General features: G+C 42.6%; 32 protein-coding genes and 1 tRNA gene. 8 read left to right on the top strand and 25 right to left on the bottom strand.

Features of this window, described 5'->3' with window-relative positions; genetic code table 11:
* The first annotated feature begins 5 nt into the window (after positions 1-5).
* Positions 6-566 carry a mechanosensitive ion channel domain-containing protein gene (locus ACSSVW_RS16395; protein ID WP_036973077.1) on the top strand — a complete coding sequence of 187 codons (561 nt, stop codon included), beginning with the start codon at positions 6-8 and terminating at the stop codon, positions 564-566.
* A gap of 45 nt (positions 567-611) precedes the next feature.
* On the opposite strand, the gene ACSSVW_RS16390 is transcribed toward ACSSVW_RS16395, so the two are convergent.
* Genes ACSSVW_RS16390 through ACSSVW_RS16380 form a run of 3 tightly spaced genes read right to left on the bottom strand, consistent with a single transcriptional unit; the run spans position 612 to position 3,084 of the window.
* Positions 612-1,670, bottom strand: coding sequence for a succinylglutamate desuccinylase/aspartoacylase family protein (locus ACSSVW_RS16390; protein ID WP_036973078.1), 1,059 nt, complete (start codon positions 1,668-1,670; stop codon positions 612-614).
* Positions 1,671-1,703: 33 nt separating this feature from the next.
* The gene (gene rimK / locus ACSSVW_RS16385; RefSeq protein ID WP_036973079.1) at positions 1,704-2,609 is read right to left on the bottom strand and encodes a 30S ribosomal protein S6--L-glutamate ligase; all 906 of its coding nucleotides are present in this window, start codon (positions 2,607-2,609) and stop codon (positions 1,704-1,706) included.
* 52 nt (positions 2,610-2,661) lie between these two features.
* Complete coding sequence (locus ACSSVW_RS16380) at positions 2,662-3,084, bottom strand: ATP-dependent zinc protease family protein (RefSeq protein WP_036973081.1); 423 nt, start codon at positions 3,082-3,084, stop codon at positions 2,662-2,664.
* 160 nt (positions 3,085-3,244) lie between these two features.
* Here ACSSVW_RS16380 and ACSSVW_RS16375 point away from each other — a divergent pair, with 160 nt between their 5' ends.
* Positions 3,245-4,216 carry a zinc transporter ZntB gene (locus ACSSVW_RS16375; RefSeq protein WP_074989354.1) on the top strand — a complete coding sequence of 324 codons (972 nt, stop codon included), beginning with the start codon at positions 3,245-3,247 and terminating at the stop codon, positions 4,214-4,216.
* 7 nt (positions 4,217-4,223) lie between these two features.
* Here the strand turns inward: ACSSVW_RS16375 and ACSSVW_RS16370 are convergent, their stop codons facing one another.
* The gene (locus ACSSVW_RS16370) at positions 4,224-4,445 is read right to left on the bottom strand and encodes a Rho-binding antiterminator (RefSeq protein ID WP_036973086.1); all 222 of its coding nucleotides are present in this window, start codon (positions 4,443-4,445) and stop codon (positions 4,224-4,226) included.
* A 64-nt stretch (positions 4,446-4,509) separates the two neighbouring features.
* Positions 4,510-4,584: transfer RNA gene (locus ACSSVW_RS16365), tRNA-Arg, on the bottom strand.
* Between the two features lie 199 nt (positions 4,585-4,783).
* Between ACSSVW_RS16365 and ACSSVW_RS16360 the strand changes: the two genes are divergently transcribed.
* Positions 4,784-4,966 (top strand): hypothetical protein, encoded by a 183-nt coding sequence (locus ACSSVW_RS16360; protein WP_036973088.1) that lies wholly within the window; start codon positions 4,784-4,786, stop codon positions 4,964-4,966.
* Here ACSSVW_RS16360 and ACSSVW_RS16355 read toward each other — a convergent pair.
* The 3 genes from ACSSVW_RS16355 to ACSSVW_RS16345 are packed head-to-tail and all read right to left on the bottom strand — an operon-like array spanning position 4,963 to position 6,674.
* Positions 4,963-5,769, bottom strand: a complete 807-nt coding sequence (locus tag ACSSVW_RS16355; RefSeq protein ID WP_036973090.1) for a phosphotransferase family protein — start codon at positions 5,767-5,769, stop codon at positions 4,963-4,965. The genes ACSSVW_RS16360 and ACSSVW_RS16355 overlap by 4 nt on opposite strands.
* Positions 5,770-6,393: a nicotinamide riboside transporter PnuC gene (gene pnuC, locus ACSSVW_RS16350; protein WP_036973092.1), complete on the bottom strand. Its 624-nt coding sequence runs from the start codon at positions 6,391-6,393 to the stop codon at positions 5,770-5,772.
* A 23-nt stretch (positions 6,394-6,416) separates the two neighbouring features.
* Positions 6,417-6,674, bottom strand: a complete 258-nt coding sequence (locus ACSSVW_RS16345; protein WP_036973093.1) for a YkoF family thiamine/hydroxymethylpyrimidine-binding protein — start codon at positions 6,672-6,674, stop codon at positions 6,417-6,419.
* Between the two features lie 114 nt (positions 6,675-6,788).
* Here ACSSVW_RS16345 and ACSSVW_RS16340 point away from each other — a divergent pair, with 114 nt between their 5' ends.
* Positions 6,789-7,028 carry a DUF2960 domain-containing protein gene (locus ACSSVW_RS16340; protein WP_036973096.1) on the top strand — a complete coding sequence of 80 codons (240 nt, stop codon included), beginning with the start codon at positions 6,789-6,791 and terminating at the stop codon, positions 7,026-7,028.
* Positions 7,029-7,037: 9 nt separating this feature from the next.
* Here ACSSVW_RS16340 and alr read toward each other — a convergent pair whose 3' ends face one another.
* From alr to radC, 17 genes are all read right to left on the bottom strand, one after another.
* Positions 7,038-8,117 (bottom strand): alanine racemase, encoded by a 1,080-nt coding sequence (gene alr / locus ACSSVW_RS16335; RefSeq protein WP_074989353.1) that lies wholly within the window; start codon positions 8,115-8,117, stop codon positions 7,038-7,040.
* The gene (gene dnaB / locus ACSSVW_RS16330) at positions 8,117-9,496 is read right to left on the bottom strand and encodes a replicative DNA helicase (protein WP_036973100.1); all 1,380 of its coding nucleotides are present in this window, start codon (positions 9,494-9,496) and stop codon (positions 8,117-8,119) included. The genes alr and dnaB overlap by 1 nt, the downstream gene beginning before the upstream one ends.
* 159 nt (positions 9,497-9,655) lie before the next feature.
* Complete coding sequence (locus ACSSVW_RS16325) at positions 9,656-10,597, bottom strand: DUF4097 family beta strand repeat-containing protein (RefSeq protein WP_454179707.1); 942 nt, start codon at positions 10,595-10,597, stop codon at positions 9,656-9,658.
* Positions 10,598-10,608: 11 nt separating this feature from the next.
* Positions 10,609-11,097, bottom strand: a complete 489-nt coding sequence (locus tag ACSSVW_RS16320) for a hypothetical protein (protein WP_182395528.1) — start codon at positions 11,095-11,097, stop codon at positions 10,609-10,611.
* The gene (locus tag ACSSVW_RS16315) at positions 11,084-11,635 is read right to left on the bottom strand and encodes an RNA polymerase sigma factor (RefSeq protein WP_036973104.1); all 552 of its coding nucleotides are present in this window, start codon (positions 11,633-11,635) and stop codon (positions 11,084-11,086) included. Before ACSSVW_RS16315 ends, ACSSVW_RS16320 begins: the two co-directional genes overlap by 14 nt.
* 125 nt (positions 11,636-11,760) lie before the next feature.
* Positions 11,761-13,509, bottom strand: a complete 1,749-nt coding sequence (locus ACSSVW_RS16310; protein ID WP_454179706.1) for a DUF7305 domain-containing protein — start codon at positions 13,507-13,509, stop codon at positions 11,761-11,763.
* Complete coding sequence (locus ACSSVW_RS16305; protein WP_118844648.1) at positions 13,490-14,014, bottom strand: prepilin-type N-terminal cleavage/methylation domain-containing protein; 525 nt, start codon at positions 14,012-14,014, stop codon at positions 13,490-13,492. Before ACSSVW_RS16305 ends, ACSSVW_RS16310 begins: the two co-directional genes overlap by 20 nt.
* Positions 14,014-14,412, bottom strand: a complete 399-nt coding sequence (locus tag ACSSVW_RS16300; RefSeq protein ID WP_454179704.1) for a type IV pilus modification PilV family protein — start codon at positions 14,410-14,412, stop codon at positions 14,014-14,016. The genes ACSSVW_RS16305 and ACSSVW_RS16300 overlap by 1 nt, the downstream gene beginning before the upstream one ends.
* Positions 14,409-14,861, bottom strand: coding sequence for a GspH/FimT family pseudopilin (locus ACSSVW_RS16295; protein ID WP_182395534.1), 453 nt, complete (start codon positions 14,859-14,861; stop codon positions 14,409-14,411). Before ACSSVW_RS16295 ends, ACSSVW_RS16300 begins: the two co-directional genes overlap by 4 nt.
* A 5-nt stretch (positions 14,862-14,866) precedes the next feature.
* Positions 14,867-15,289 (bottom strand): type IV pilin protein, encoded by a 423-nt coding sequence (locus tag ACSSVW_RS16290; protein WP_180311130.1) that lies wholly within the window; start codon positions 15,287-15,289, stop codon positions 14,867-14,869.
* 325 nt (positions 15,290-15,614) lie between these two features.
* The gene (rplI, locus tag ACSSVW_RS16285) at positions 15,615-16,067 is read right to left on the bottom strand and encodes a 50S ribosomal protein L9 (protein WP_036973111.1); all 453 of its coding nucleotides are present in this window, start codon (positions 16,065-16,067) and stop codon (positions 15,615-15,617) included.
* A 35-nt stretch (positions 16,068-16,102) separates the two neighbouring features.
* Complete coding sequence (gene rpsR / locus ACSSVW_RS16280) at positions 16,103-16,330, bottom strand: 30S ribosomal protein S18 (RefSeq protein WP_002962753.1); 228 nt, start codon at positions 16,328-16,330, stop codon at positions 16,103-16,105.
* Positions 16,331-16,342: 12 nt separating this feature from the next.
* Positions 16,343-16,645 (bottom strand): primosomal replication protein N, encoded by a 303-nt coding sequence (gene priB, locus ACSSVW_RS16275; protein ID WP_036973732.1) that lies wholly within the window; start codon positions 16,643-16,645, stop codon positions 16,343-16,345.
* A 67-nt stretch (positions 16,646-16,712) separates the two neighbouring features.
* Entirely contained in the window at positions 16,713-17,054 is a 342-nt protein-coding gene (rpsF, locus tag ACSSVW_RS16270; protein WP_036973113.1) for a 30S ribosomal protein S6, read from the bottom strand.
* A gap of 244 nt (positions 17,055-17,298) precedes the next feature.
* The gene (gene rpmG, locus ACSSVW_RS16265; protein ID WP_022946036.1) at positions 17,299-17,454 is read right to left on the bottom strand and encodes a 50S ribosomal protein L33; all 156 of its coding nucleotides are present in this window, start codon (positions 17,452-17,454) and stop codon (positions 17,299-17,301) included.
* Between the two features lie 11 nt (positions 17,455-17,465).
* Positions 17,466-17,702 (bottom strand): 50S ribosomal protein L28, encoded by a 237-nt coding sequence (gene rpmB, locus ACSSVW_RS16260; RefSeq protein ID WP_036973115.1) that lies wholly within the window; start codon positions 17,700-17,702, stop codon positions 17,466-17,468.
* Between the two features lie 274 nt (positions 17,703-17,976).
* Positions 17,977-18,651, bottom strand: a complete 675-nt coding sequence (gene radC / locus ACSSVW_RS16255) for a RadC family protein (RefSeq protein WP_036973117.1) — start codon at positions 18,649-18,651, stop codon at positions 17,977-17,979.
* Positions 18,652-18,794: 143 nt separating this feature from the next.
* Between radC and coaBC the strand changes: the two genes are divergently transcribed.
* The 4 genes from coaBC (at position 18,795) to katG (ending at position 26,054) form a co-directional block, all read left to right on the top strand.
* Entirely contained in the window at positions 18,795-19,988 is a 1,194-nt protein-coding gene (gene coaBC, locus ACSSVW_RS16250) for a bifunctional phosphopantothenoylcysteine decarboxylase/phosphopantothenate--cysteine ligase CoaBC (protein ID WP_454179702.1), read from the top strand.
* Positions 19,989-20,100: 112 nt separating this feature from the next.
* Entirely contained in the window at positions 20,101-20,688 is a 588-nt protein-coding gene (gene slmA / locus ACSSVW_RS16245) for a nucleoid occlusion factor SlmA (RefSeq protein WP_036973120.1), read from the top strand.
* A 202-nt stretch (positions 20,689-20,890) separates the two neighbouring features.
* Positions 20,891-23,653, top strand: coding sequence for an alpha/beta hydrolase family protein (locus ACSSVW_RS16240; protein ID WP_454179700.1), 2,763 nt, complete (start codon positions 20,891-20,893; stop codon positions 23,651-23,653).
* 187 nt (positions 23,654-23,840) lie between these two features.
* Positions 23,841-26,054, top strand: coding sequence for a catalase/peroxidase HPI (katG, locus tag ACSSVW_RS16235; RefSeq protein WP_036973125.1), 2,214 nt, complete (start codon positions 23,841-23,843; stop codon positions 26,052-26,054).
* Positions 26,055-26,183 lie beyond the last annotated feature (129 nt).

Genomic DNA, 26,183 nt, shown 5'->3' with positions numbered 1-26,183 from the left:
CCCCCTTGGACTTCGAAACACTCTTTAACGAGCAATACCATTTAATCGTGACGATTATCGCGATTTTACTTTACCCATTACTAAGAAAAACCACAAAGAAACTGCTGTTAAAAGCCATCAAAGGTAAAGCAGATCCTCATCGTGTTTATCGTGCAGAACTGCTACTAAACATTATTCTCGCCATTGTAATGCTGTGCCTAGTGTTAGTATTTTGGGGCATTGAGCTGCGCGGTTTATTAGTTTTAGGTTCATCACTATTTGCTATGTTAGGTGTCGCCCTATTCGCAGCGTGGTCGTTATTGAGTAATTTAACCGCCTTTTTATTAATGTTCATTCAAAACGACTGTCGTGTGGGCTATTGGATACGTGTCATCGATGGCGCAAACTTTTTAGAGGGACGTATCATTGAAATGGGTTTGATGAACGTGGTGCTTGAGCATGTCGATGGTCACAAGGTTATTTACCCCAATAATATTTTTGTTACTCGCCCAGTAATGGTACTCAATAAAGCCCCTACTCCGAGTAAAACGCAATCAACAAAGCGTATTCTGGGACCCAAAAAATAAAGCCGCAAATGCGGCTTTTATTTTATGTATTGACGATGTCAGCAACTAATTATTGAGTTCAGCCGTTTTAAGCTCGTCTTCAATATCGCTTATTTCGTCAATAAAGGTTTCTAGCTGTTGCTCTACCAAGCTATTCGCATGCGCAAAGTAAGCAAGATGGAATACCGCATCGCCCTCATTTACAAGCGGCATGGTTTGCTGGCCAATTACAATGCCACTTCGTGGCGCTAATAGCTCAAGCTCAGCATCACCAAGTGGACTGCTGATATAAGCGAGCACTTGCCCTTTCATGACGCGCTCACCAAGGGATACTTGCGCACGGACAATACCATCAACCTCTGCACGCACCCAACTTGTTGAACTTGCAATCACCGGCTCTGGGAGTTTTTTCGCCCGCTTACCACGCACCATTTTTAAATGACGCATAACATAATCAACGCCTTGCACACCGGCTGCAATCGCAATGGGGTCGAATCGCAGCGCTTCACCCGCTTCGTAGGTTATCACTGGGATACCTAAATTAGCCGCTTCGCTGCGTAAAGAGCCATTGCGTAATGAGGCGTCTATCACCGCTGGTGTACCAAATGCTTTTGCCATAGCCGCGGTATCAGGATCACTTAAGTTAGCCCTAATTTGCGGTAAGTTAGTACGATGAATCGCACCAGTATGCAAATCAATAATGTGCGTACAATGCATTGCCACCTGCGAGAAAAAGGCATTCGCCATTCGCCCAGCTAATGACCCCCGTGTTGAACCCGGAAAACTGCGATTCATATCACGACGGTCAGGTAAATAACGCGACTTATGGATAAAGCCAAATACATTCACTATTGGCACCGCTATAATTGTGCCGCGTAATTGTTCAGGCTCAATTTTTGCGAGCAATTGCCTTACAACCTCAACACCATTGAGCTCATCACCATGAATTGCCGCGCATACCATTAACACAGGCCCTTGCTGGACCCCATTAACGACTTCAATTGGAATATTAAGCGGTGAGTGGGTATAAAGCTTTGCAGCTTCAATAGAAAACGTTTTACGTTCACCCACACCAACCGTATCACCTAAAATTGAAAACGGAGTATTTTTCTTAACCTTTGCCACGCACTTTTCCTTTTACTAGAGCGCTTGTAAATCTTAGCCTTTACCACGTGTTGCAGTTCTTTTCGTTGCTGCATTTTTTTCAATAAAATCAACAATCATGCCTGCAATATCTTTACCCGTAGCGACTTCGATACCTTCAAGACCCGGCGATGAGTTAACTTCCATCACTAATGGTCCTCGTGCTGAGCGAAGTAAATCAACGCCCGCTACGTTTAAGCCCATTGCTTTTGCAGCAGCAACGGCTGTTTTTCTTTCTTCAGGGGTAATGCGAACCAATGTCGCACTGCCGCCACGGTGTAAGTTAGAGCGGAACTCACCTTCTTGTGCTTGACGCTTCATCGCTGCGATTACTTTATCGCCCAAAACGAAACAGCGAATATCTGCACCGCCCGCTTCCTTGATGTACTCTTGCACCATGATGTTCGCTTTTAAGCCCATGAAAGCTTCGATTACACTTTCTGCCGCTTTGCGCGTTTCGGCTAACACAACACCAATGCCTTGTGTACCCTCTAGTAACTTAATAACCACCGGTGTACCACCAACCATGCTTAGTAAGTCTTTAACATCATCAGGCTTGCTTGCAAACCCTGTGACAGGCATGCCTACACCTTTACGCGATAATAGCTGTAATGAACGTAATTTATCGCGAGAGCGTGAAATAGCCACTGATTCATTTACAGGGAACACACCCATCATTTCAAATTGACGTAATACTGCACACCCATAGAAAGTCACTGACGAGCCAATACGCGGAACAATAGCATCAAAATCTTTTAAATTTTCGCCGCGGTAATGAATTTCTGGTTGATCAGAATTAATGTTCATATAACAACGCAATGCATCAATCACTTTTACTTCATGACCACGTTGCTCAGCTGCTTCAATTAAGCGACGTGTTGAATATAAGTTTTGGTTGCGAGATAAAATACCAAGTTTCATAGTTAAAACCTTTACTGACAAACTCACACACTGAGCGTGCTATGAGCGCCTTTTATAATAAATGAGATAAAGCCGGATCGACGACTATGCGATTTTCCATTGCTGTACGCCCTAACAACATTCTAAACTTCATTGTTGAACGGTTACTTAAAGTCACTCTAACGGGCCAGCTTTGGCTTCCTGCGACTAACGTTGTTTCTATAAAGTAACGAAGCTCTCTTTGACCACTTGAACTGGTCACATACTTACGCTCCATCACTTTTGCACGACAGTGGACCACAGTATCCACATCATCCTGCAGAGGCTGGGTTGTGAATTTCACCCAGTTTTCGCCATTTTCTGAAAACTCTTCAATATCAAAAGCATGAATACACGATGTACGCGCCCCCGTGTCCACTTTTGCTTTGATTTTATCAATTCCTAAATCAGGAAGGCTTAGCCATTCGCGCCAGCCAACGATAATTTTTGCACTCATTAATGTGCCCTCTATAAAAAAGTGTCTTATACGCTACAGAGCTAGAAACACCAACAAAATATATTCATCTCATCGATAAATCGATTTCATTAATATAGTCTTGACTATACTAATGTATATACTCAACTATATCGCACTATTTGTAAAATGAGAGTTCAATATGATCAATGGGTTACTTCATGTCTTAATTTTAGACGAGCAAGGCGGTGCACGTGCTATTGACAATAGTACCGAGCTGGAGAATTGGCAACCCGAACATGGAAAACTTTGGGTTCATATGGATTACAGCCAAGCTGACGCTGTAAAGTGGCTTGCTGACAGTAATTTACTGACTGACTATGAATTAGCATCCCTGATTGCGGATGAGACGCGTCCACGCCTAACAAAAGTAACCAACGGTTCGATGCTCTTTTTACGTGGCGTTAATTTAAATCCCGCACAAAGCCCAGAAGACATGGTGTCTTTGCGCTTATTTATCAACGAAAACGTTATTATCACAACCCGCAAACGCCGTTTACTCTCAGTGCAAGATGTTGTTGCAACATTTGATGACAGTAACGGTCCATGTTCAATTTCAGAGCTCGTGTGTCAATTAGCACAAAATCTTACATCGCGTATGCAAGGGGTCATTGATAGCCTTGATGACACGTTGGATATATTTGAAGACGAAATTGATGAGCCAAGCAAAGGTTTTGATAACCAAGCTTTAGCACAAATGCGCCGTCAGACCATCGCCCTAAAACGCTATTTAAGGCCACAAAAAGAGGCCCTTATTACGCTGTTAAACAACAAATACAAGTGGTTAGATGAAGACGACAAAGCCCGTTTAAACGAAACAACCAATATGTTGATTCGCTTTTTAGAAGAGCTAGACAGCTCAATTGAACGTGCACAAATTATTCAACAGACTATTGCTAACCAAGTGTCTGAACAACTTAATCAGCGTATGTATGTGATGTCGGTCGTTGCAGCATTGTTTTTACCATTAGGCTTCTTAACGGGCTTACTTGGTGTCAATGTGGGCGGTATTCCGGGCACGGAAAGTCCGTATGCATTTAGCCTATTTTTAATCTTCTTAGTGGTCCTTACCGTTGGTATTGGTATCTACTTTAAGAATAAAAAGTGGTTATAAGCCTACCTTAGCGTGGCTCAACAGATTTGATTAAATCAAGGCGAACGGCATGTTCGCCTTTTTTTGTGCTCAAAATTAAGTGCTCACCTTCAGGACTTATAATCTGTAAGTTAATCGCTTTGCCATTTACTTGCTCGCCTGAGTGCAATGTAATCTGTAATTCTGTTGAGTGCATACACCACAATTCGAATTGGTCGTAATCACCACATGCAATGGGTTGATAAGTCATGTTTTAAAATCATGAAAATAAAAAGGATATAAACAGTGTAGAAAATAACAAAAGAAGGAGCAAATGGCGCTCTCGGCAGGGATCGAACCTGCAACTCAGCCTCCGGAGGGCCACGTGATATCCATTTCACCACGAGAGCACATTTGTCGTTGTCAGTACCAACTCGCGATATCAGCATGACAACCCGGCAATGATAATGGCATCTTGCTATAAATGCTAGCATTGAACACTTTACATGCTTATAAATTCAGCAATTTTCATTAAAACACTTCACATTAAGGCAGAACCACGGTATTAACGTATACTTATAAAATTAATAACAAGGTGGGAATTTGATCATGAGTTTAATGTCAACAGAGCAAGTTGCAGAATTTTTAGGTGTAAAAGTAGAACGCGTGAAACGACTTGCTCGCGAACATTTACTGATCTCGAAATCACAAGATGACAAAGGTGAGCCTTTGTTCGAACACGATGATGTAAAAAAATACAAAGAGCTTGCCGAGCGAATTGGTGGCCTTTAGCGTTTTTGCTGTTTAATGAAGTGGTGAAGCTGCACAAGCAGTGGCGCCACTTTATCCATTGCCCCTCGTTGCTCGTACCAACAAATACACAATAATAAAAATAGCCCCTGAAATGCCGCCAGCTTGTTGAGCGAAAGGGTAAATTCGTGGTGGGCTGATATAAGTGTTCGGTATTGTTCAAGCAAAGCTTGCTGTTGTTCAGTATTCAGCTGAAAACTGACCACTAAGGCTGCCAAGTCAAAATAAACATCATTACTTTTGGCATATTCGAAGTCGATTAAAAACATACCGCTATTATTCACAATGATATTTTCTTTAACCAAATCATTATGGCAAAAGCCCATATCTTTTGGTGCATTAGCAATATAAGCGAGTGACTCTTCTATTAATGTAAGATGCTGTTGGTAGCGAGTGGTGTGTTGATAACAATTAATTTCATAAGCGATGTCCATTGGCTCTGTGAGCAAGGGATACAGGTGCAGATTGACTAAATCTGGCAGTAAACTGTCACAAAAATCGCCGCTGGCAATACGACCTTCAACATAATCGAAAATAGCCGTGTCTGTGGCTTGTTCTAGCCAAAGAGGCGCTGGGCAGCAACTTTGTTTAGCAAAATGTGTTTGAGCAGCCAAGCCTAGTGCAGGCCAATGGTCGCGATAATGTTTTACCAAATAGCTATTGGTCGCTGTTTTTACTAAGTAATTATCGTTACTTAACCCTTCAACCAATGGACTGATTGACGTAATCGTTAACGCGGGATCAAAACGCGAAAATAGCGCGTTTATTTGTTGTTCTGTTTTCATTTAAAGTTGAGCTAATGGCTTAGCTTGATGTTGCTCATACTCTTCATACCAGGTTTTAAACCCCCACGCTGCCATAATGGTATAAAAAACAAACAGCACCAAGGTCGGGTAATACCCTTTTTCAAAGTACAAATACATGGAAGCCGCATCTATAACAATCCAGTATAGCCAATTTTCAAGAACTTTTTTGGCGACAAGGTAGGTTGTAACCACAGCAAAACAGGTGGTAAAGCTGTCTAAATATGCAAAATCTGCATGCGTGTAATTGGTCATGATGAAACCAATCACCACCGAGGCTAATGAGGTAGTAAATAAGATCACGACATGCTTTTTTAATGACCACGAAACAATCGGCAACCGGTCTTTATGGTTTAAACCTCGTCGCCAAATTACCCACCCATACACAGCCATGTACATGTAGTATAAGTTAAGCAGCGACTCCATCAATAGTGCGCCATTCCAGTACATTACGGTGTAAATAAAGGTGCTTGCAAACGCGGCAGGCCAACACCATAAGCTCTCTTTAATCGCGAGCAACAAGTACGCCATCGACAACGCCACTGCAATATATTCCCAGTGCGACATTGCCGTAAAGCCAGAGAAAGTTTCGGTTAAAAATTCCATATCACGCCGTCGTTATCGATTACTTAATCATCGCTTGGCGACAAATCACCGTGTAAAAATTTACAAACAAAAATTGCTTTACCAAACTCTTCATAAGAGCGCTTAATTTCAGTGTTAAGTACAGACATGACTAAGTCGTAATCACCAAAAATCTGTGTAGATAGCGTATTAGTAATCACTTTAAGGCCATCATAGCTGTTTACGCGGTCAATAAAGCCTTTAATAAATGGAATGTAATCTTGATGAAGTGGGTATTTACTAATCTCTACAGAAAGTTTCATTTTAAGCTACCGAGTTTTTTAACAGTGTCGCATTGTAACCCGCTTATAGCGACAAGTCATGGCTAAGGCTCGTATTTAGTGTAAAATCAGCCCTATAAATTAAGAGGAGTCATTATGGCACGCCGCATTACATACACATTTAAAAACCAACCTCGCGAAATCAACTTTTCTAAAGACAAGTACCGCGACATGTACCACGCCATTGCGGCAGCTGAGGGAATTGACTTAAGCAATTATTTAAAGATGGAACAACAAATAGAAATGACCTCAAAAGGCTCTGCGGCAGTGCGTAATTTTCGTGATCAAGAGTTTGCAAAAATGGGCTTTAGCGACATCTATTTTATTAAAGAGTAACGTGCTTCGTTACTCTTGATACTCATAGCTGACTCGCGGAGTAATATTACACAGTAGCTCGTAAGGTATGGTACTAGCACACTGCGCTATTTCTTCGACAGGCAGCTCTGGGCCCCACATGATTACTTCGTCACCCACTTGAATATTGTCGCCATTATCGCCAATATCAACTGTTATCATATCCATCGCGACGGTGCCGACAATACCATAGCGTTGTGATTTAATGATCACCGGTGTGCCTTGTCGTGCATGGCGAGGATAGCCATCACCATATCCCATCGCGACAACCGCAAGCTTGGTTGGCTTATCACTGCACCAACGGCCTCCGTAACCAACACACTGATGCGCATCAACATCGCGAATCGCAATGACGCGTGTTGTTAAACGCATCACTGGCGCTAAACCGTGTTCTTTACCCACGCCATTTAGCATCGGCGAGACACCATAAAGCATTAACCCTGGGCGAACCCAATCACCATGCCCATGCGGCCATGCTAAAATACCCGCTGAGTTTGCTAAACAGTGCTGCTGAGCTTTGCCATCCGTTAATGAATCAAATAACGCTATTTGCTGGGTGGTTTTCTCATCGTTTACATCATCAGCACACGAAAAATGCGTCATTAATTTAATATCATCACGTGCATTGTCACTTGCTTTTAAACGATGATAAAACGATTCAAATTGTGATGGTGCAATCCCTAAACGGTGCATCCCTGTATTAATTTTTAACCAACACGCTATCGGTGCATCCAACGTGGCACTTTCAAGTGCAGCCAATTGATTTTCATCATGAATAATGGTCTGAAAGTTATTCGCGAGCAAAATAGGTAAATCGTCTTGATGAAAAAAGCCTTCAAGTAAAACGATTGGTTTTGTTAAACCTCCCGCCCGCAGCGCTAATGCTTCATCAATACGTGCCACTGCAAATGCATCAGCGGCACTTAGGTGCTGGGCAATTTTAACCAAACCGTGGCCATATGCATTGGCCTTTAACACCGCCATCACCTTGCAATTGGGCGCAAAGTGCTTCACTTGCGCTAAGTTATTAGCCAGTGCTTTTAGATTAATTTCGGCGATGGCTAAGCGCATTAATATTCGTCATCCATAGCTGGGCCCGCGTAGTTATCAAAACGTGAGAATTGACCTTGGAACGTAAGACGCACTTTACCGATAGGACCATTACGTTGCTTACCGATTATGATTTCAGCGACCCCTTTTTCGGCACTGTCTTCGTTATACACTTCATCACGATAAATAAACATGATTAAGTCGGCATCCTGCTCGATTGAGCCTGATTCACGTAAGTCAGAGTTGATTGGGCGTTTATCAGCACGTTGCTCTAGCGTACGGTTAAGCTGCGACAGGGCAATTACAGGGCATTGTAGCTCTTTGGCAAGGGCTTTTAATGAACGCGAGATTTCGGCAATCTCTAAGGTACGGTTATCAGATAAGCTCGGAACGCGCATTAGCTGCAAGTAGTCGACCATGATCATACTAATACCGCCATGATCACGTGCGATACGACGTGCACGCGAACGTACATCGGTCGGTGTAAGGCCCGATGCATCGTCAACATACATCTTCCCTTTTTCCATCAATAAGCCCATGGTTGAAGAGAGGCGAGCCCAATCATCATCATCTAATTGGCCTGTACGTACTTTCGTTTGGTTAATACGACCGAGTGAGGCAAGCATCCTCATCATAATTTGTTCTGACGGCATCTCTAGTGAGTAGATAAGCACGGGTTTGTCTTGCGTCATTGCCGCATGTTCAGCTAAGTTCATCGCAAACGTGGTTTTACCCATTGATGGACGTGCAGCAACAATAATCAGATCTGAAGGCTGCATACCCGCCGTCATTTTATCTAGATCGGCATACCCTGTACTTACACCCGTTACACCATCTTGTGGCGATTGATATAACTCTTCAATCTTATCAACCGTTTTTTCTAGAATGCTATGTAAGCTTTGTGGACCTTCGGTACTTTTAGTACGTTGCTCGGCAATTTTGAATACTTTACTTTCTGCAAAATCGAGCAAATCATGGCTTGTGCGTCCTTCTGGACTAAAGCCCGCTTCGGCGATTTCGTTTGCAACACCAATCATTTCACGAATAACGGCACGTTCACGAACGATATTTGCGTATGCGTCGATGTTGGCAGCACTGGGAGTATTTTTTGCGATTTCAGCAAGGTAAGCAAAGCCACCCACATTGCTCAGCTGATTATTTTTTTCTAAGCTTTCAGAAATGGTGATCAAATCAATCGGGTCGCCTGCTTCTGCAAGACTCACCATCGCTTCAAAAATCAATTTATGTGTGCGGGTATAAAAATCCTGCGAGACAACCAACTCAGCAACACGGTCAAACGCTTGATTATCAAGCATTAAACCACCTAAAACAGATTGCTCAGCTTCAATTGAATGGGGAGGAACTTTTAACGTATCGACTTGCTTATCTGGTTTAGCCATATCTTCACAAAACTTAAATTGAATGGCTCTATTCTATCGACTTGCAAAGGCTGTGCAAATAGAAAAGCGGGAAATCTTCCCGCTTTATTGTAATTAAGCTAAACCTTGGTAACTAGACATATTACTCAGTGCTTAGATTAATGACGCTCACCTTAGTGATTATTTTTGTTTGCGCAGTTCTATGCGACCACTAATGGTATCCATTTCAATATCAGCGTTCCCGCCATTAACACTAAACTCAAGATCACTCGATGGTCCATACTTCGCTTTTATTGCTTTATCATCACTTAGCTCATTAACAATTTTGCCGTTTGCATGTGCTTCTATTTCAAACTGGGCTGATACGTCAGCTGGGAAGTAAAACTCCGCATCTCCACTGACAGATTCAAAGCGCACATTTGCACCGGTGAGTAATTTATTAATATGCACTTCGGCTTCGCCGTTCACCGTATTGATACGTAGTTTTTTAATTGCATCAAATGCAAAGTCGATATTACCGTTTACATTTTCAAGACGCACATCTTCGGCTTTGGTTTTTGACTTGATATCGCCATTTACTGCTGTAAAACGCAGCGTACCTTGTGAGTTTTTATCATTAATTTCACCATTCACCGTTTCAAAACGAATATCACCGTTTAGGTCAATCGCATTGACATCACCATTCACCGTTTCAAAACTCATGTTACCGCTAATATCCTGCACCGTTATATCACCGTTCACAGTATCAATGTCGGCGCCTGCTGCCAGCTCTTTGGCACTGACGGTCACATTCACCCCAGCAAATTCGAGCTCACTGCTTTTTGGCATATAAATCGTTAAACGTGAACCGTCGCCTTTGTTCCAGCCACTTATGTTACGTGGCATTTTGACAATAAACTCGACGCGGCTTCCTTCCACATCTAAACGATAACCGTCGGCTTTATCATCTAATTCACCTTCGATTTTTAACATCGGTTTATCCCACCCTTCAATACGCACATCACCACGTTGGTTTTCAATAAAAATGCGCTTATTCGCAGGTATATCAACCTGTTCATTGATTGTTTGTCCTGCCATTGCCATCAGTGGCAGTAATCCTAATGTTAATGCGAGTAGTTTCATGGTTATCACTCCTAAATCGTTTGCCACTTAGGTGCATGCACCTTATTAATTAAATCAAGTTGTTGCTGATAAACCTGCGACAGCATTTGTAATAACGCAGGATTTTCAGGTTCATTTTCCAGTGCTTGCTTAATGGCACTCTCTGCTTCTTCTAATTCTTCAAGCTGCTGCTGCCAATTGTCGGTAAGTGCAGGTTGATTCTGATATTGCACCAACAAGCCCTGTTTTTGCTTCGTAAAATAATCACTCATGGCTATCATCGTATTCGGCTCGGTCTGAGCAACAAACAATTGCACGCTAAGCAGTGCCGCAACACAGCATGCAGCAACGGCTGCAAGCTTATTCCACGTAAAACGTGACTGTTCAGCTTGTTGCTCTGTAGGGTGAGCAATTGCACGCTCAATACCCGGCCATAAGTTTTTATCTGGGCCGATATCTTGCTTAGGTTGATTAAGCGAGTCATTTAAAAACTGTTCAAAATCTGGCTTACTCATTTTCATACCACTCTTTTAATAACTGCCTTGCACGGTGAAACTGCGATTTACTTGAACCAACGGCCATATCAAGCATGCTGGCTATTTCTTCATGGCGATAGCCTTCAATTGCATGGAGTACAAACACCATACGCGCTCGTTCGGGCAATCTGAGTACTAATTTATCAAGGCCATTTAAACCCTGACAGTCCGCTGCACTTTGTTCATCCATGCCACTTTGCTCAAAGCTCACGACTTTCTGTAACCAGTTTTTATGTTTACGAATATAGCTAATCGCAATATTACTCGTCACGCTGTGTAACCAGGTCGTAAACTGTGAGCGCCCATCAAAATTGGCGATTTTGTGCCACAACTGTACAAACACTTCTTGTGTTGCATCTTCGGCGTGCTCTTTATCTGCAATAAGTCGCAAACAAAGGCTGTAAACACGTTTCACATGCAACTCATAAAGTGCTGCATAGGCAACTTGATCGCCGCTTTTTACGCGCTCAATCAAGGTGTGCTCACTTTGCTGTGCAAACGCTTGCTCTGCATCTATCAACATCCTGGATGTTGTCCTTTATGATTATTGTTGTGAATTTAGTGTATTAGACGTAAGGAGGGATTCAAAAGGTTTAAATGAAACTAAATATTTTTTCGAGCAAGTATCACCTTGCTCGAATTAAGTCATTATTGTGCGGGGCTCGGTTCACTCTGTGGCGGTGTTTTGTAGCTCCAGCCTAAAAACACAATCCGTGCAGGGGTTGACGGTTTCCCCCCATTTTGTACTTTAAGCAGACCCGCATCATAGTGCGCCCCACTGCCGCCTGATGAAGTGATCACCGCACCACGAACACTGCCAAATAGCTCGCCACTTCCCGACAATTTTACCGTGGTAAGCGGCGCATAAATTGCGGCATACAAGTTTGCAGCGCCACTAAATTGCACACCATTCACACCGTTAAATGACGAGTAAAACGACAGCGATGGATGCCCACTGGTCGTTAATCCTTCTTGTTCAGTGATCACTTTAGCACCGGCACCAATATTAACTTTCCCCGTTAATAATACAGTAAGACTGCTGTCTTTTTTTATCGTCAGGGTGGTATCACCTTCCATTGAAAAATCACCATCTATCAATAAGATGACATCGCCCCCTGAGACCTCCATTTTGCCATCACTGGTCATTTTCAAACCATCTAAAGCAAATACATACTCTTTAGAATGGCTCCCATGAGATTGATTTTGAATCTTCTTATCAAACAAAAATACATCAGCTAAGGTCGGCACAATAATTTGGCTGCCACCATTGCTGTGAAACCCTTGTTCAGTATTAAACTTAAATAGTTGAGTAGGCCCAACCGAAACAGAATCATACCCAGTGATACCAGCCATTATGTCAGTCATTTTTTCGGGCAAAATTAAAGGGTCACAGTTAGTATCAGGGTTACTCGGATCGTAATCAGGTGCCGTGGGGTCGGCCACAGTGACGGGTTCAACATTCGGGTTTATATTAAATTTACTATTACTGTAATGTACGCCGTCTTGCTGGTTATTGTAGGTGTCTTTAAAGTCACCAGCACCGCCATACATGATATCGAGGGTCTCACCTTGAGTATTATCAATGTAAGTAGACCATTGCATTGTGGCATCACCATTTGCTCTTACTACACCTGAAATGCGGCCACCTCGGTGTTTATAGTAGCCCCGGGTATACACATTTCCATCGACTCGCAGACCACTACCTGGAGAAATATACACCCCCGTATTGGAGTGAATATTACCTATAATGGGCGATGACCCGTTTAAGTAAATTACACCACTAGCTTTTACATCACCTCTAATTGGCGAGTGCCCTGAAAGCACAACATCAGAGTCACCGGCAATAGTTGATACATCACCGTCGTCCGATTTAGTTTCTTCGTAAGTACCTTGGCTTGAATCATAACTGTCGATACTTCCACTGCCTGACAAATTAACCCCTTTACAGCCAACCATCGCATTAGTAAATACCGAGCTGCCTTTAGCACCTTGAATGCCAAAGCGTGCGACTAAATTACTCTGTGCATCGCCTTCAAAGCGCTGCCCTAGACTGGCAATTTCAAGCTCGCCATCAGGGTTTTTAGTAAGGGTTGCACTAAAGGTAGCATCACTCGCAATAATGCCGGTACCAGACGCTAAATTCGTTTTATTAATTAAATCATCAACCGCTAATACGCCTTCACGATTCAGTGTTTGTTGTAATAGTTTAGCTTGCTCAAACACCCCTTTTTCGGCTAGCAAGCGGCTGTTTAACTTTTTCTGAAAATTACCGCTCAAACGTTCTTGCACAATATTTTCACGCAGTGAGCTCAGCACCACAAGACTGGCCATGCTCGTTAAAATCAGCACTGTAATTAAGGTAAAACCATGTTGCTTATTAAACACTGCCACCACCATATGCCTTCAGTAAGATTGTGTTTGTGAGCGCAATATCGATATTTATACCATTGCCGAATTGCCCAGGTAATTGCTCTGGTTTCACACTCACCGTCACTAATTCACCCGCGATATCAAACGATAAGCTCTCGACCCCTGTTAACAAACGCTCCGCAGCTGCGCCATTCAGTGAGCACATTAAGTTATTATCGTTTAAGCTATAAACTTCAGTAACTTGCACTGCGGTAACTTGACCATCACAGGCAATGACACCAGCAGGCTGAGTGATGGTTATCATGCTTTTATCAGCACTAATAACCGGGGTTATTTGAGTTTGCTTAATGCTGCGATTAAACACTTTACTCGTGTAACGAAGCACCTCTTGTGCATTTTCGAGCTCTTTGCTCACCTGAATCGTGCCTTTAATCGCCGAGTAAGACAAACTAATCCCAGCAAGTAAAAATGCTCCCGCAGCCAGCGCCACCATTAACTCGACTAAGCTAAACCCTTTTGTATGTTTTATCATTAACACACCGCCGACAAATCAGGGAAACTCGCATTCAAACTGATCTGGTTCTCAGCATTATCAGTCATGCGTTTATCGACCCAACTAACATTAATTTGCATGTCATTATTGTATACAGCAGGCAGAGTTAGTTCGTAGTCACTAACCTGTGGAGAAAGACTCGCTCTAAAGGTCGCATCTTGAAATAAGCCGGGGTTGTTTTTTTGAATATCACAAATATGCGGCCAAAGTCGCTCTATGCTGTTTTGACCTTGAATAAGCGACACCGTGTAATGAAAACTGTTAGTAGCATACTGAAGCGATTTAAGTTGGGCAGCAGCCAACCCTAATAAAGCGATTCCGGCGATTACCACAGATATCATGACTTCTAGTAATGAAAAACCTTGCTGCTTAATCATGCACATCCTCGCTCTGAACTTTCAACTAACCAGTTTTGGCCACTTTTTAGTACACACATTACATAGTCAGTGGTGTTGCTGTGATTGTCTTTAATATCTATTTGCGCTTGCTGGTTAACCTCGCCACTGGCACTCACGGTCAAGGCTGCTAAATCAACCGTTATGCCCGATTTGGTTACACTAAATTCTTTAAGAACCGTAGCCACGCCCGCTTCATTTAGCGTTACCTGCCAGCGGTTATTATTAACGACTAAGTTAATTTTTCGCTCACGCTTTACTGCTTCACTGCGCGCATATTTATAGACACTATTTAGTTGATTTGCGGTCGTTACAACGCGATCTTGCAAGATTTGCTGGCTAAATGACGGGAAAGCAAGACTAGCCATAATACCAATAATAACCAGTACGACCATTAATTCTATCAGTGTAAATCCGGCCTTTCGTCGCACTTCAACTACTCCCAACAATCATTCTCTGAGGCGGTGTAACTGCCATCATGTTTCACAGTGAGATCACCACAACGATCACTTGCTTGCGCCGAACCAGACTTTGGTGATGCTTTTAAACTATAACCACGGTTTTTAAAGTCACTGATTGCACCGGCGACTTTATCTGTAGGGGTGTAAGTGAAAGTATAAAAATCAGTATTTTGTGCCGTAAATGCGTTAGGGTAACCACCATTTCTTGAATAAATACGCTCAAGACTCGCGCTATATTGCAATAACTCTTGTTGTATGTCGGCACGGCGACTGCGTTGCATTTGTTCGGTATAAACAGGTAACGCTACGCTATATAAAATACCTAAAATAGCGATAACGATCAGTATTTCAACAAGTGTAAAACCACGGTGTTTTCCCGATGATAATGTCTCCTTCAACTTTCATTCCTTACAACTTTTTTATGAAACCACTATAAATGACAGCGCTGTCGCTGTCAATTTAACCAATTCTAACTAACTAGCCTGATTATACTAACTAAAAATAAAAAATTAAGACAAAAGGCTGCTTGTGTTTAAAATAGGTAAACAAAACCCCATTCCATTAAACATTAATGCAAATAGCACAACTATTGACAGGAAAGCAAAGCAAAAAGAGTAGTAAGTAAGTAAGTAAGTAAGTAAGTAAGTAAGTAAGTAAGTAAAATTTAGATACAAAAAAGCCGCGCTTAATAAAGCGCGGCTTTTTTTCTACTTAATATTGCTATTAAGCTTCAGCGATAACGATTACTTTGATAGTAGCCGTAACGTCTGAGTGTACTGCGATTGCAACGTCAAATTCGCCAGTCTCACGGATAGTACCTAGAGGTAAACGAACTTCTGATTTTGCAACTTCAACGCCAACAGCTGAAATAGCTTCAGCGATGTCGCGAGTACCGATAGAACCGAATAACTTGCCTTCGTCACCAGCTTTAGAAACTAGTGTAACTTCAGCTAATGCTTCTAACTTGTCAGCGCGAGCTTGAGCAGCAGCTAGATCTTCAGCGATCTTAGCTTCTAACTCAGCACGACGTGCTTCGAAAGTTTCGATGTTAGCTTTAGTTGCAGGAACTGCCTTACCTTGTGGGAAAAGGAAGTTACGTGCGAAGCCAGATTTAACTACAACCTGGTCACCTAGGCCACCTAGGTTTGCGATCTTGTCTAGTAGAATAACTTGCATGTCTCTACACCTTTTAAAAACTGTTAATCCGCTGCTTACTTATGTAAGTCAGTGTATGGAAGAAGGGCTAAGTAGCGAGCACGCTTGATAGCAGTTGCTAGCTGACGCTGATATTTAGCGCTAGTACCTGTGATACGGCTAGGTACGATTTTGCCACTTTCTGTAACATAGTTTCTAAGAGTAGCTAGATCTTTATAATCGATTTGTTGTACGCCTTCCGCTTTAAAGCGGCAGAACTTACGACGTCTGAAATAACGTGCCATGAGTTTAATTCCTCAAAAAATTCTTTCTATATGCTGAGCATGCAAGACCAATTGGCTTAAACCATTTCGGCCTTCGTGTCGGTTTAAAAAACCCGTCACTTGCACTTGTTGCCCAACGTGCAATTGTTGAGTCTGTTGTTGCATTGGCGTGCCACTGGCAACAACTTGAAGCCTGACATAACTATTACGGTTAAGGTCTGCTTCAACTTGCATCGATTTATGTTCAAGAACAAAAATACAATGCGGTATACCAGCAGGGCTTTGACTATATTTTGGGGTTTTACATACAACCCCAGATAACGTCAGCTGATTCATAAAAGGATTAACCGGTTGGCTCATCTTAGTGTCTCAACTGCAAGCGCCATGCTTGGACTCAAAACGATTAAGCAGCTGGTGCTTCTTTCTTCTCTTCTTTCGCAAGAGGAGATGCTTCAGTTACAGCGTCTTTAGTACGCATAACTAAGTTACGAAGCACTGCATCGTTGTAGCGGAAAGTAGTTTCTAGCTCGCTGATTACTTCAGTAGGTGCTTCAACGTTCATAAGAACATAATGAGCTTTGTGAAGCTTGTCGATTGGGTAAGCCAATTGACGACGGCCCCAGTCTTCAAGACGGTGGATAGTACCACCAGCTTCAGTGATAGAACCAGTATAACGTTCGATCATACCAGGTACTTGCTCACTCTGATCAGGGTGAACCATGAATACGATTTCGTAATGACGCATGGATATTCCTTACGGTTAATAGAGCCTTCTACCGTTTCGGCCAGTCGGTTTAAGGCAAGGAATTAAATTTAATAAGCCGAAATGAGCGCGCATTTTACGCTTAGATTGATAATTAAGCAAGATAAAACAGCAAGCCAAGTTGCAATCTTATAAATATTTGCAATAGCTTAATTTTCTAAGGTAGTTAAGCATAAAACAAAAAACCCAGCCGAGGCTGGGTTTTTGAGATTCTGAAAAACTAAAATTACTTGATTTTAGCTTCTTTGAAAATCACGTGTTTACGAGCTTTAGGATCGTATTTTTTGATTTCCATTTTTTCAGGCATGTTACGCTTGTTCTTGTCGGTAGTGTAGAAAAAACCAGTACCAGCAGTTGAAACTAAACGGATCTTATCGCGCATGATTCAGTTCCTTAAACTTTTTCGCCACGAGCACGGATTTCTGTAAGAACCGCGTCGATGCCTTTTTTATCGATAATACGCATACCTTTAGTCGTAGTGCGTAATGTTACAAAACGTTTTTCACTTTCAACCCAAAAACGGTGAGTTTGTAGGTTAGGTAGGAAACGACGTTTAGTCGCGTTTCTCGCGTGTGAACGGTGGTTACCAACCGCTGGACGCTTACCTGTAACTTGACATACTTTAGACATGTCTATATATCTCCAATAACTTCGCTCGAGCTTAATTTTCCCTTAGGCCATGTATTTGTGCCCCGGGATAAATCGAAGGGCGCTCTTTATACAGCTTATACAGGCAAAGATCAAGTAACAGATCTTATCCAATCAGCTCATGTGTAAATTTGATAGCGGCTAATTATAATGATCGAAAGCCCTTAGGGAAAGTAAAAACTGCATTTAAATTAAACTAATTTCTAAAAACAGCCTAAACTGCTCATTTTTAACACACTCTCTCGGGCATACAGCCTTATATAAGCCCTCGCTCGGCAAAAGAAACACAATTTTTACCGCCCACAATGATGTGATCCAGCACATTTATGTCAACCAACGACAGCGCTTGCTGTAATTTTTGCGTTATGAACTTATCGGCTTGACTGGGCTCTGCCACACCACTTGGGTGGTTATGAGCCAAAATAAGTGCCGCTGCATTATTTCTTAATGCGGCTTTAACCACTTCGCGAGGATAAACAGATGCGGCATTAATTGTGCCATAAAATAGCACTTCATCTTTAATCAACTGGTTTTGGCTGTCTAAGTACAGCACCATAAACACTTCTTGCTGTAACCCCCGTAGTTTAATTGTTAGGTAGTCGTACACCGACTGAGGCGAATTAAATACAGCCTCTCTATGACATTGCTCGAGCATGTATCGCCGGCTCAGCTCTAATACGGCTTGTAATTGTACGTACTTTGCAGCACCTAGGCCCCTTTGTGCACAAAACTCATGCTCTGTGGCATTAAACAAGTTGTGCAATGTACTATTTATACGCAATAGATGCTCAGCCAACTCAACCGCGTTCATGCCCGGCACGCCAGTACGTAAAAATATCGCTAATAACTCAGCATCTGAAAGCGCTTTAGCTCCCTGTAAAAGCAGCTTCTCACGTGGTCTCTCTGCCAATGGTAAATCCGTTAATGGCATCATTTGTCCCTAAAAACATTACTTTGGTCATTAAACTGTAATATAAAATCCAGTTTTTTCCTGTCTTTAAAAAAGAAAACTTCATGCAATCGGCAAAGATTTGCTATCGTTAGCCCATATCGACAAAGGTAAAATTTCACGTAATGACAAAATCAGTTAATAAAAAAATCCTGTTAGGTATGAGTGGTGGCATTGCAGCCTATAAATGTGCAGAACTTGTTCGTCGTTTAAAAGACGCCGGCTGCGACGTTAAAGTGGTCATGACCGACTCAGCCAAACATTTTATAACACCACTGACAATGCAAGCTGTGAGTGGAGAAATTGTCTCTGATTCATTACTTGACCCTGCAGCCGAAGCAGCAATGGGACACATTGAATTTGCCAAATGGGCTGACCTGATTTTAGTCGCCCCCGCAACCAGCAATATCTTAGCGAAAATGGCGATGGGCATTGCCGATGATTTACTGACTACGTTATTGTTAGCCACACCTGCTAAAGTAGCGGTTGCTCCTGCAATGAACCAACAAATGTATGCTCACCCAGCGACTCAAGCAAACCTTAGAACTCTCAAAGATCGCGGCATCGCAATTTGGGGACCCGGTAAAGGTGAGCAAGCCTGTGGTGATGTAGGTGCCGGAAGAATGTTAGAACCTCATGAACTAGTGGCGCTGTGTACGCAACCAGACATTGAGCCATTATTGGCAGGTAAAACAATCACAATTACCGCTGGCCCCACGCGTGAAGCCCTCGATCCTGTGCGTTATATTTCGAATCATAGTTCAGGCAAAATGGGTTATGCCCTTGCAGAAGCAGCGCTTGCTTTAGGTGCTAAGGTCAACCTTATTTCAGGGCCCGTCGCAATTACAGCACCCGCGAATGCAAAGCTCACCAATATTGAAAGCGCTGAGCAACTTTTAACTGCGTCGATGGAACTTGCGGTGCAGTCTGATGCTTTTATTGGGTGTGCTGCTGTCGCCGATTACCGCGCAGCCGCAATTCAAGATCAAAAAATGAAAAAACAAGGTGACGAACTCACGCTCACTTTAGTCAAAAACCCTGATGTGATCGCAAACGTAGCTGGGCTTAGTAAAAACCGCCCTTACACTGTTGGCTTTGCAGCAGAAACGCAAGATGTGGCTAGCTACGCCCAAGGTAAATTAAAAAACAAAAACCTCGACATGATCTGCGCGAATGATGTGTCAAAAGAAGGTCTTGGCTTTAATTCTGATCATAATGCTTTAACACTGTTCTGGCATAATGAGCAGCTAGATTTAGCCATGGGTAGTAAAAAGGATCTCGCGATGAGCATAATGACTGAGCTTGCCAAGCGTTTGTAAAAATGCTGGAAAGAAGCTGAATAAAACATTAACATAAGCGCCTCATTTGCACAAAAAATGGCTTGTCTGACTCTACTGAGCACAAGTAATAAATTATAAGAAAGGAATGGTCATGCCTGCGACAAAAAGAAGTAATCGCAAAGAGCAGATTCTGCAAGCACTCGCACAAATGTTAGAAACCAGCCCAGGTCAACGTATCACCACCGCAAAATTAGCGGCTGAAGTGGGCGTGTCTGAAGCTGCGTTATATCGTCATTTTCCGAGTAAAGCACGGATGTTTGAAGGCCTAATAGAATTTATTGAAGATACGCTGTTATCACGCATTAACCTCATATTAGAAAATGAGAAAGAAAGCCAAACCCGTGTTTATAATATCTTGCTGTTATTATTAGCCTTTGCTGAGAAAAACCCAGGAATTACTCGCATATTAACCGGCGATGCCCTGCAAGGTGAGCAAGAGCGTTTACGCGAACGAGTGCAAGGCTTATTCGAAAAGCTTGAAACACAATTTAAGCAAGTATTGCGTGAGCGAAAACTACGTGAAGGCAAAGCATTTCAATCAGACGAAACCACGTTAGCCAACTTCTTACTTGCCTATGTCGAAGGTAAGATGAATCAATTCGTGCGTAGCGACTTTAAAGCAAAGCCAAGCTCACAATTTGAAAAGCAATGGCCAGAATTACAAAAAATCTGGTTGTAAAACAAGCTTTATAAGCGCGATGTCATATCGCGCTTAATCCCCCACCTTTTCAGTGTCCCCCAGAAGCGAGTCCTCGTAGCTCATTTCTCGTAAGTAATAACTTTAACCCACCTTAGGAAACTGGCAACTTATCGTATCTACTCGAATTGTTTATTAAAAACGCTACACTGGGGCATAAACTTAAAAACAATGAGAAAGGTAAATGAAAGCGCAATTATCACTTTTGAGCTTAGCCTTGGTGACTAGCCTAGGCAGCACACAAGTCAGTGCTAAGGAAGCCCTGCAATTTAAAGACGTGTTTGATTTTAAATACGCAAAAGGCACACAACTGTCTGAAGATGGTCGTATCTTAACCTTGAGTGCAGACCCTTATCGCGGCAATGCACAAGGCCAAGTATACACGCTTAATAACAATGCCTTACTAAGCACCGTTGAACGCGGTACGCGCCCTACTATTAATAAAGCAGCAAACTGGGTCGCGTTTACACAAGTACCAACCCTACTTGAAAAAGAAACCACCAAGAAAAAAGATGAGCTAAAAAACAACCTAGTTTTAGTGAATACTAAAGACGGTGAGCAACAAACGTTTAACGATGTAAAAGATTATGCGTTATCAGATGATGGCGTATGGCTTGCTTACCGTCTTGATCAAAAAGCAGATAAAACTGAGGCCAAAGACGACCAAGAAAAAGACGAAAACAGCAGCGAAATCAAGCCAGACAAAAAAGATAAACGCTTTGATTTAGTGCTTGTTAACCTTCAAGACAAAACCACTCACACTATAAATAATGTATTTAGCTATGCGATTAGCAGCACTGGCGAGCAATTATTAGCAAGCCAAAGCTTTAGTGATGGTGCCGACAACCAAATTGTATTAGTCGACTTAACAAATAGTTTTAATACCAGTGTATTAATTGATGAGCCAGGTGTGGTTGCAAACAAAATTGCATGGCAACCTAACAGCAATACCGCAGCGCTTTTAGTGGGTAATTATGTAAACGATGATACAAGACGTCGCGACCACAGCTTACAGCTTTTAGAAAACGGGGCTCTATCAACCATTAACTCTGCAGATAGCAGCTGGACTATCGGTAAAACAGCCTCACTCACATGGTCTGAAGACGGTAAGCGTCTATATTTCGAGAATCACCCAAAACTGGCTGATAAAGTAAAAGCCAAAGAGTATACAGACGAAGCCTCTTTATATGATTTCGATACAATTCGCGACCATAAAGGCTTAAATGTTTGGCACAATAAAGACGTTGAAATTAAACCTCGTGAAGAACAACAGTGGAATGAGGCTAACAAACTTCGTCACTACCAAGCGGTTTACCACGTAAACGGTAAACAGGTTGTACAATTAAGTACACCCAATATGCCCGAGGTATCACTTAACACTAATCGTGACGCGCTTTTAGGCTACTCAGACCTGCCGTATTTAGAGCGTGTTATGTATGGTGGTTTCTTTGCTGATTACTTCAGTGTTGACGTTAAAACAGGTAAACAAACACCTATCGTCAGTGACTACCCCTTTAGACCCAGCCTTGCGCCAAATGGTCAATACGCGGCATTTTTTAAAGACAGCCACGTTCAGCTAAAAGACCTAGGTAACAACAAAGTTTCGACGTTATCTAAGGCAATTAACGCTATTTTTGCCGATGATAAGCATGACTACCCATCACCTCAACCGGGTTATGGTTTTGCAGGCTGGTTAAACGACAGCAGCCAAGTACTGGTTTACAGCAAATTTGATATTTGGGCTTTTGATGTCGCAACACAAAAGGCAACGCGCTTAACACAAGGTAAAGAAACAAATACCCAATATCGTGTTATTAAACTTGATAAAGACCACGTTGGCTTTGCTAAAGACGACACATTATTACTAAGCGCAACTAACTTACAAGATAAGCAAACCGAAATTGCCAAGCTTGACTTAACAAGCAATAAAGTAAGCAAAGTACTGTCGGGTAAAAAGCGCTATGATGTGGTGAAAAAAGCTAAAAATGCCGACAAATACCTCTTTACTGCGCAAACGTACCAACAATTCCCTGATTACTACCAAGCAGATTTTAGCTTCAAAAACCCACAGCGTGTGACGAACCTAAACCCACAAATTAGCAACTTTGCTTGGGGCGAAAAACCTGAACTTATTAGCTATAAAGGCTTTGATGGTGAAGACTTACAAGGTGTTCTAATCAAGCCGGCAGGCTACAAAAAAGGCGACAAAGTGCCCGTCGTTGTGTACTTCTATCGCTATATGAGCCAGCGCATGTATGACTTCCCGAAAATGGAGTTAAATCATCGCCCTAACTTCCCTATGTTTACTTCGAATGGTTACGCCATTTTCTTACCGGATATCCGCTTTGAAATTGGTCACCCAGGTAAATCATCGACCCAAACCATGATTAACGCGACTCAAAAACTGATTGATTTAGGCATTGCCGATCCTAATAAAATAGGTTTACAAGGTCACTCATGGGCAGGCTACCAAAGCGCCTTTATGATCACCCAAACAGATATGTTTAAGGCGGTTGTATCGGGTGCACCTGTATCGAACATGACCAGTGCTTACAGCGGTATTCGCTTAAAATCAGGTCTTGCGCGTCAGTTCCAATACGAAACGGGGCAAAGCCGCATTGGTAAAACATTATTTGAAGCACCTGAACTTTACATCGAGAACTCACCGGTATTCTTTGCAGATAAAGTAAACACACCTATTTTAATTATGTTTGGTGACAAAGATGACGCCGTACCCTGGCACGAAGGCGTACAGTACTATTTGGCACTGCGTCGTGCAGGTAAAGATGCTACGTTCTTACAGTATGAAGGCGAGCCACATCACTTGAAGAAATTCCCTAACCAGGTGGATTTTTCAATTCGCATGATGGAATACTTTGACCATTATCTAAAAGGTAAACCCGCCGCTGAGTGGATCAAAAACGGCGTACCCTTTATTAAAGAATAGACAATAAGCTGAATATCAGCTTATCTTCCCCCTTCCAGAGCCAGCATTGTTGCTGGCTTTGTTCTATAAAATCAATCATTCCATCTATTTTTTCGATTTTATCAATCGATTTAAACCCCAGTTTGTAAGTGGAAAGTTAACCAGAACAGCTCTATATTTCACGCAACTTCCAACTGGAGACAACACAATGTTAAAAAAATCAACCTCAGCATTTTCAAAAGTCGCTGTTGCTGTTTCATTACTCATCGCAACAAATGTACACGCCACTAACGACATCAAATCAAACCAATTTTGGTGGCCAGAGCAACTCGACTTAAGTCAACTGCGCGCACACGGCGCTGAATCAAACCCAATGGGTCCTTACTTTGACTACAAAAAAGAATTTTTAAAGTTAGACCTTAATGCAGTGAAAGCCGATATTGAAAAAGTGCTTACTGACTCTCAAGACTGGTGGCCTGCCGACTACGGTCACTATGGTCCATTCTTCATTCGTATGGCGTGGCACGCATCAGGTACTTACCGTACATTCGATGGTCGTGGTGGCGCTGGCGGTGGTCAACAACGTTTCGACCCACTAAACAGCTGGCCAGATAACGCCAACTTAGACAAAGCGCGTCGCTTACTTTGGCCTATTAAACAAAAATATGGTCGCAGCATCTCATGGGCTGATTTAATGGCGCTAACAGGTAATGTGGCACTTGAATCAATGGGTTTCAAAACATTCGGCTATGCCGGTGGTCGTGAAGACGATTGGGAGCCAGATTACGTTTACTGGGGCCCTGAAGGCAAAATGTTAACTGACGAGCGCCGCGACAAAAAAGGCAAACTAAAAGGTCCATTAGCAGCGGTTGAAATGGGTTTAATCTATGTGAATCCAGAAGGTCCACATGGCAACCCAGACCCACTTCTTGCGGCTGATGATATTCGCTTATCGTTTGGTCGTATGGCAATGAACGATGAAGAAATCGTTGCACTTATCGCAGGTGGTCACAGTTTTGGTAAAGCACACGGTGCGAAAAAAGCGACTTGTTTAGACAAAGAACCCGCCGCAGCCGCTATCGAAGAGCAAGGTTTAGGTTGGAAAAACAAGTGCGGTAAAGGTCACTCAGAAGATACTGTTACTTCAGGTCTTGAAGGTGCATGGACCGTGACGCCAACGCAATGGTCAATCAACTACTTACAAAACTTATTTGCATTTGAGTGGGTTAAAACAAAAAGCCCAGCAGGCGCAACACAATGGATCCCAGAAAATGGTCAAGCGTCTAACCTAGTGCCAGATGCGCACATTAAAGGTAAGCGTCATGCGCCTATCATGTTCACAACTGATATCGCGTTAAAGGCAGATCCCGCGTTTCGTAAAATTTCAGAGCGTTTCTTAAACGACCCGAAAGAGTTCGAACTAGCGTTTGCTAAAGCATGGTTCAAGCTAAACCACCGTGACATGGGCCCACGCGCTCGTTACTTAGGTGACTTAGTGCCAGAAGAAGTGCTAATTTGGCAAGATTACATTCCTGAAGTTGACCACAAGCTAGTTGATAGCAAAGACATCGCGTCACTTAAAGCAAGCATTTTAGATTCGGGTTTATCTGTATCTGAACTGGTACGTGTGGCGTGGGCATCAGCAGCAAGCTACCGCGATACTGACATGCGTGGTGGTGCAAATGGGGCACGTATTCGTTTTGCTCCACAAAAAGATTGGCCAGTAAACAACCCGAAAGAAGTGGCAAATGTACTGAGCAAGCTTGAGAAAATCCAAACTAAGTTCAATAAAAATGCAGCAGGTGGAAAAGAAATTTCACTGGCAGATATGATTGTTCTGGGTGGCGCGGCTGCTATCGAAAAAGCAGCAAGTGATGCAGGTTTTTCTATTGCAGTACCATTCAAGCCAGGTCGTATGGACGCATCACTCGAAATGACTGACGTTGAATCGTTTGAAGTACTTGAGCCAACGGCAGACGCGTTCCGTAACTACTACAGCTCAGCATGGAAATCACCTGCTGAAATGTTAGTTGAGCGTGCTGATTTACTAAGCTTATCGGTGCCAGAAATGACAGCACTACTAGGTGGTATGCGTGCCCTTAACGCTAATACTAACCAAACACAACACGGTGTATTCACGAAAAAACCTGGCACATTAAGCAACGATTTCTTCGTTAACCTGCTCGATATGTCAACGAAGTGGTCTAAGTCATCTGAAGAAGGTGTTTACGAAGGCCGTGACCGTCAGTCAGGCAAGCTTAAGTGGACAGCAACACCAGTAGACTTAATCTTTGGGTCTAACTCAGAGCTACGCTCTATTGCTGAAGTGTATGCATCTGACGATGCTAAACAAAAGTTTGTTGACGACTTCGTTGCAGCATGGACTAAAGTAATGACGCTAGACAGATTCGACCTACGTTAATACCAATACCAACTCGCTTAATTCAGTATTATTGCGCGTTGGTATTCATTTTTCGCAACCGATTAGGCCGCTTTTACAGCGGCTTTTTTTATTTTGGATAAAATTCGCTCGACAATGCAGCTGATTACG

The organism is Pseudoalteromonas sp. MBR-15 (assembly GCF_053628915.1).
This window is presented reverse-complemented; position numbering and strand designations above follow the sequence as displayed.

Coding starts and splice junctions, on each gene's coding strand:
- rimK (WP_036973079.1), bottom strand. CDS start 2,609: ATGAAACTTGGTATTTTATCTCGCAACCAAAACTTATATTCAACACGT.
- ACSSVW_RS16380 (WP_036973081.1), bottom strand. CDS start 3,084: ATGAGTGCAAAAATTATCGTTGGCTGGCGCGAATGGCTAAGCCTTCCT.
- ACSSVW_RS16375 (WP_074989354.1), top strand. CDS start 3,245: ATGATCAATGGGTTACTTCATGTCTTAATTTTAGACGAGCAAGGCGGT.
- ACSSVW_RS16370 (WP_036973086.1), bottom strand. CDS start 4,445: ATGACTTATCAACCCATTGCATGTGGTGATTACGACCAATTCGAATTG.
- ACSSVW_RS16360 (WP_036973088.1), top strand. CDS start 4,784: ATGAGTTTAATGTCAACAGAGCAAGTTGCAGAATTTTTAGGTGTAAAA.
- ACSSVW_RS16355 (WP_036973090.1), bottom strand. CDS start 5,769: ATGAAAACAGAACAACAAATAAACGCGCTATTTTCGCGTTTTGATCCC.
- pnuC (WP_036973092.1), bottom strand. CDS start 6,393: ATGGAATTTTTAACCGAAACTTTCTCTGGCTTTACGGCAATGTCGCAC.
- ACSSVW_RS16345 (WP_036973093.1), bottom strand. CDS start 6,674: ATGAAACTTTCTGTAGAGATTAGTAAATACCCACTTCATCAAGATTAC.
- ACSSVW_RS16340 (WP_036973096.1), top strand. CDS start 6,789: ATGGCACGCCGCATTACATACACATTTAAAAACCAACCTCGCGAAATC.
- alr (WP_074989353.1), bottom strand. CDS start 8,117: ATGCGCTTAGCCATCGCCGAAATTAATCTAAAAGCACTGGCTAATAAC.
- dnaB (WP_036973100.1), bottom strand. CDS start 9,496: ATGGCTAAACCAGATAAGCAAGTCGATACGTTAAAAGTTCCTCCCCAT.
- ACSSVW_RS16325 (WP_454179707.1), bottom strand. CDS start 10,597: ATGAAACTACTCGCATTAACATTAGGATTACTGCCACTGATGGCAATG.
- ACSSVW_RS16320 (WP_182395528.1), bottom strand. CDS start 11,097: ATGAAAATGAGTAAGCCAGATTTTGAACAGTTTTTAAATGACTCGCTT.
- ACSSVW_RS16315 (WP_036973104.1), bottom strand. CDS start 11,635: ATGTTGATAGATGCAGAGCAAGCGTTTGCACAGCAAAGTGAGCACACC.
- ACSSVW_RS16310 (WP_454179706.1), bottom strand. CDS start 13,509: ATGGTGGTGGCAGTGTTTAATAAGCAACATGGTTTTACCTTAATTACA.
- ACSSVW_RS16305 (WP_118844648.1), bottom strand. CDS start 14,014: ATGATAAAACATACAAAAGGGTTTAGCTTAGTCGAGTTAATGGTGGCG.
- ACSSVW_RS16300 (WP_454179704.1), bottom strand. CDS start 14,412: ATGATTAAGCAGCAAGGTTTTTCATTACTAGAAGTCATGATATCTGTG.
- rplI (WP_036973111.1), bottom strand. CDS start 16,067: ATGCAAGTTATTCTACTAGACAAGATCGCAAACCTAGGTGGCCTAGGT.
- rpsR (WP_002962753.1), bottom strand. CDS start 16,330: ATGGCACGTTATTTCAGACGTCGTAAGTTCTGCCGCTTTAAAGCGGAA.
- priB (WP_036973732.1), bottom strand. CDS start 16,645: ATGAATCAGCTGACGTTATCTGGGGTTGTATGTAAAACCCCAAAATAT.
- rpsF (WP_036973113.1), bottom strand. CDS start 17,054: ATGCGTCATTACGAAATCGTATTCATGGTTCACCCTGATCAGAGTGAG.
- rpmG (WP_022946036.1), bottom strand. CDS start 17,454: ATGCGCGATAAGATCCGTTTAGTTTCAACTGCTGGTACTGGTTTTTTC.
- rpmB (WP_036973115.1), bottom strand. CDS start 17,702: ATGTCTAAAGTATGTCAAGTTACAGGTAAGCGTCCAGCGGTTGGTAAC.
- radC (WP_036973117.1), bottom strand. CDS start 18,651: ATGCCATTAACGGATTTACCATTGGCAGAGAGACCACGTGAGAAGCTG.
- coaBC (WP_454179702.1), top strand. CDS start 18,795: ATGACAAAATCAGTTAATAAAAAAATCCTGTTAGGTATGAGTGGTGGC.
- slmA (WP_036973120.1), top strand. CDS start 20,101: ATGCCTGCGACAAAAAGAAGTAATCGCAAAGAGCAGATTCTGCAAGCA.
- ACSSVW_RS16240 (WP_454179700.1), top strand. CDS start 20,891: ATGAAAGCGCAATTATCACTTTTGAGCTTAGCCTTGGTGACTAGCCTA.
- katG (WP_036973125.1), top strand. CDS start 23,841: ATGTTAAAAAAATCAACCTCAGCATTTTCAAAAGTCGCTGTTGCTGTT.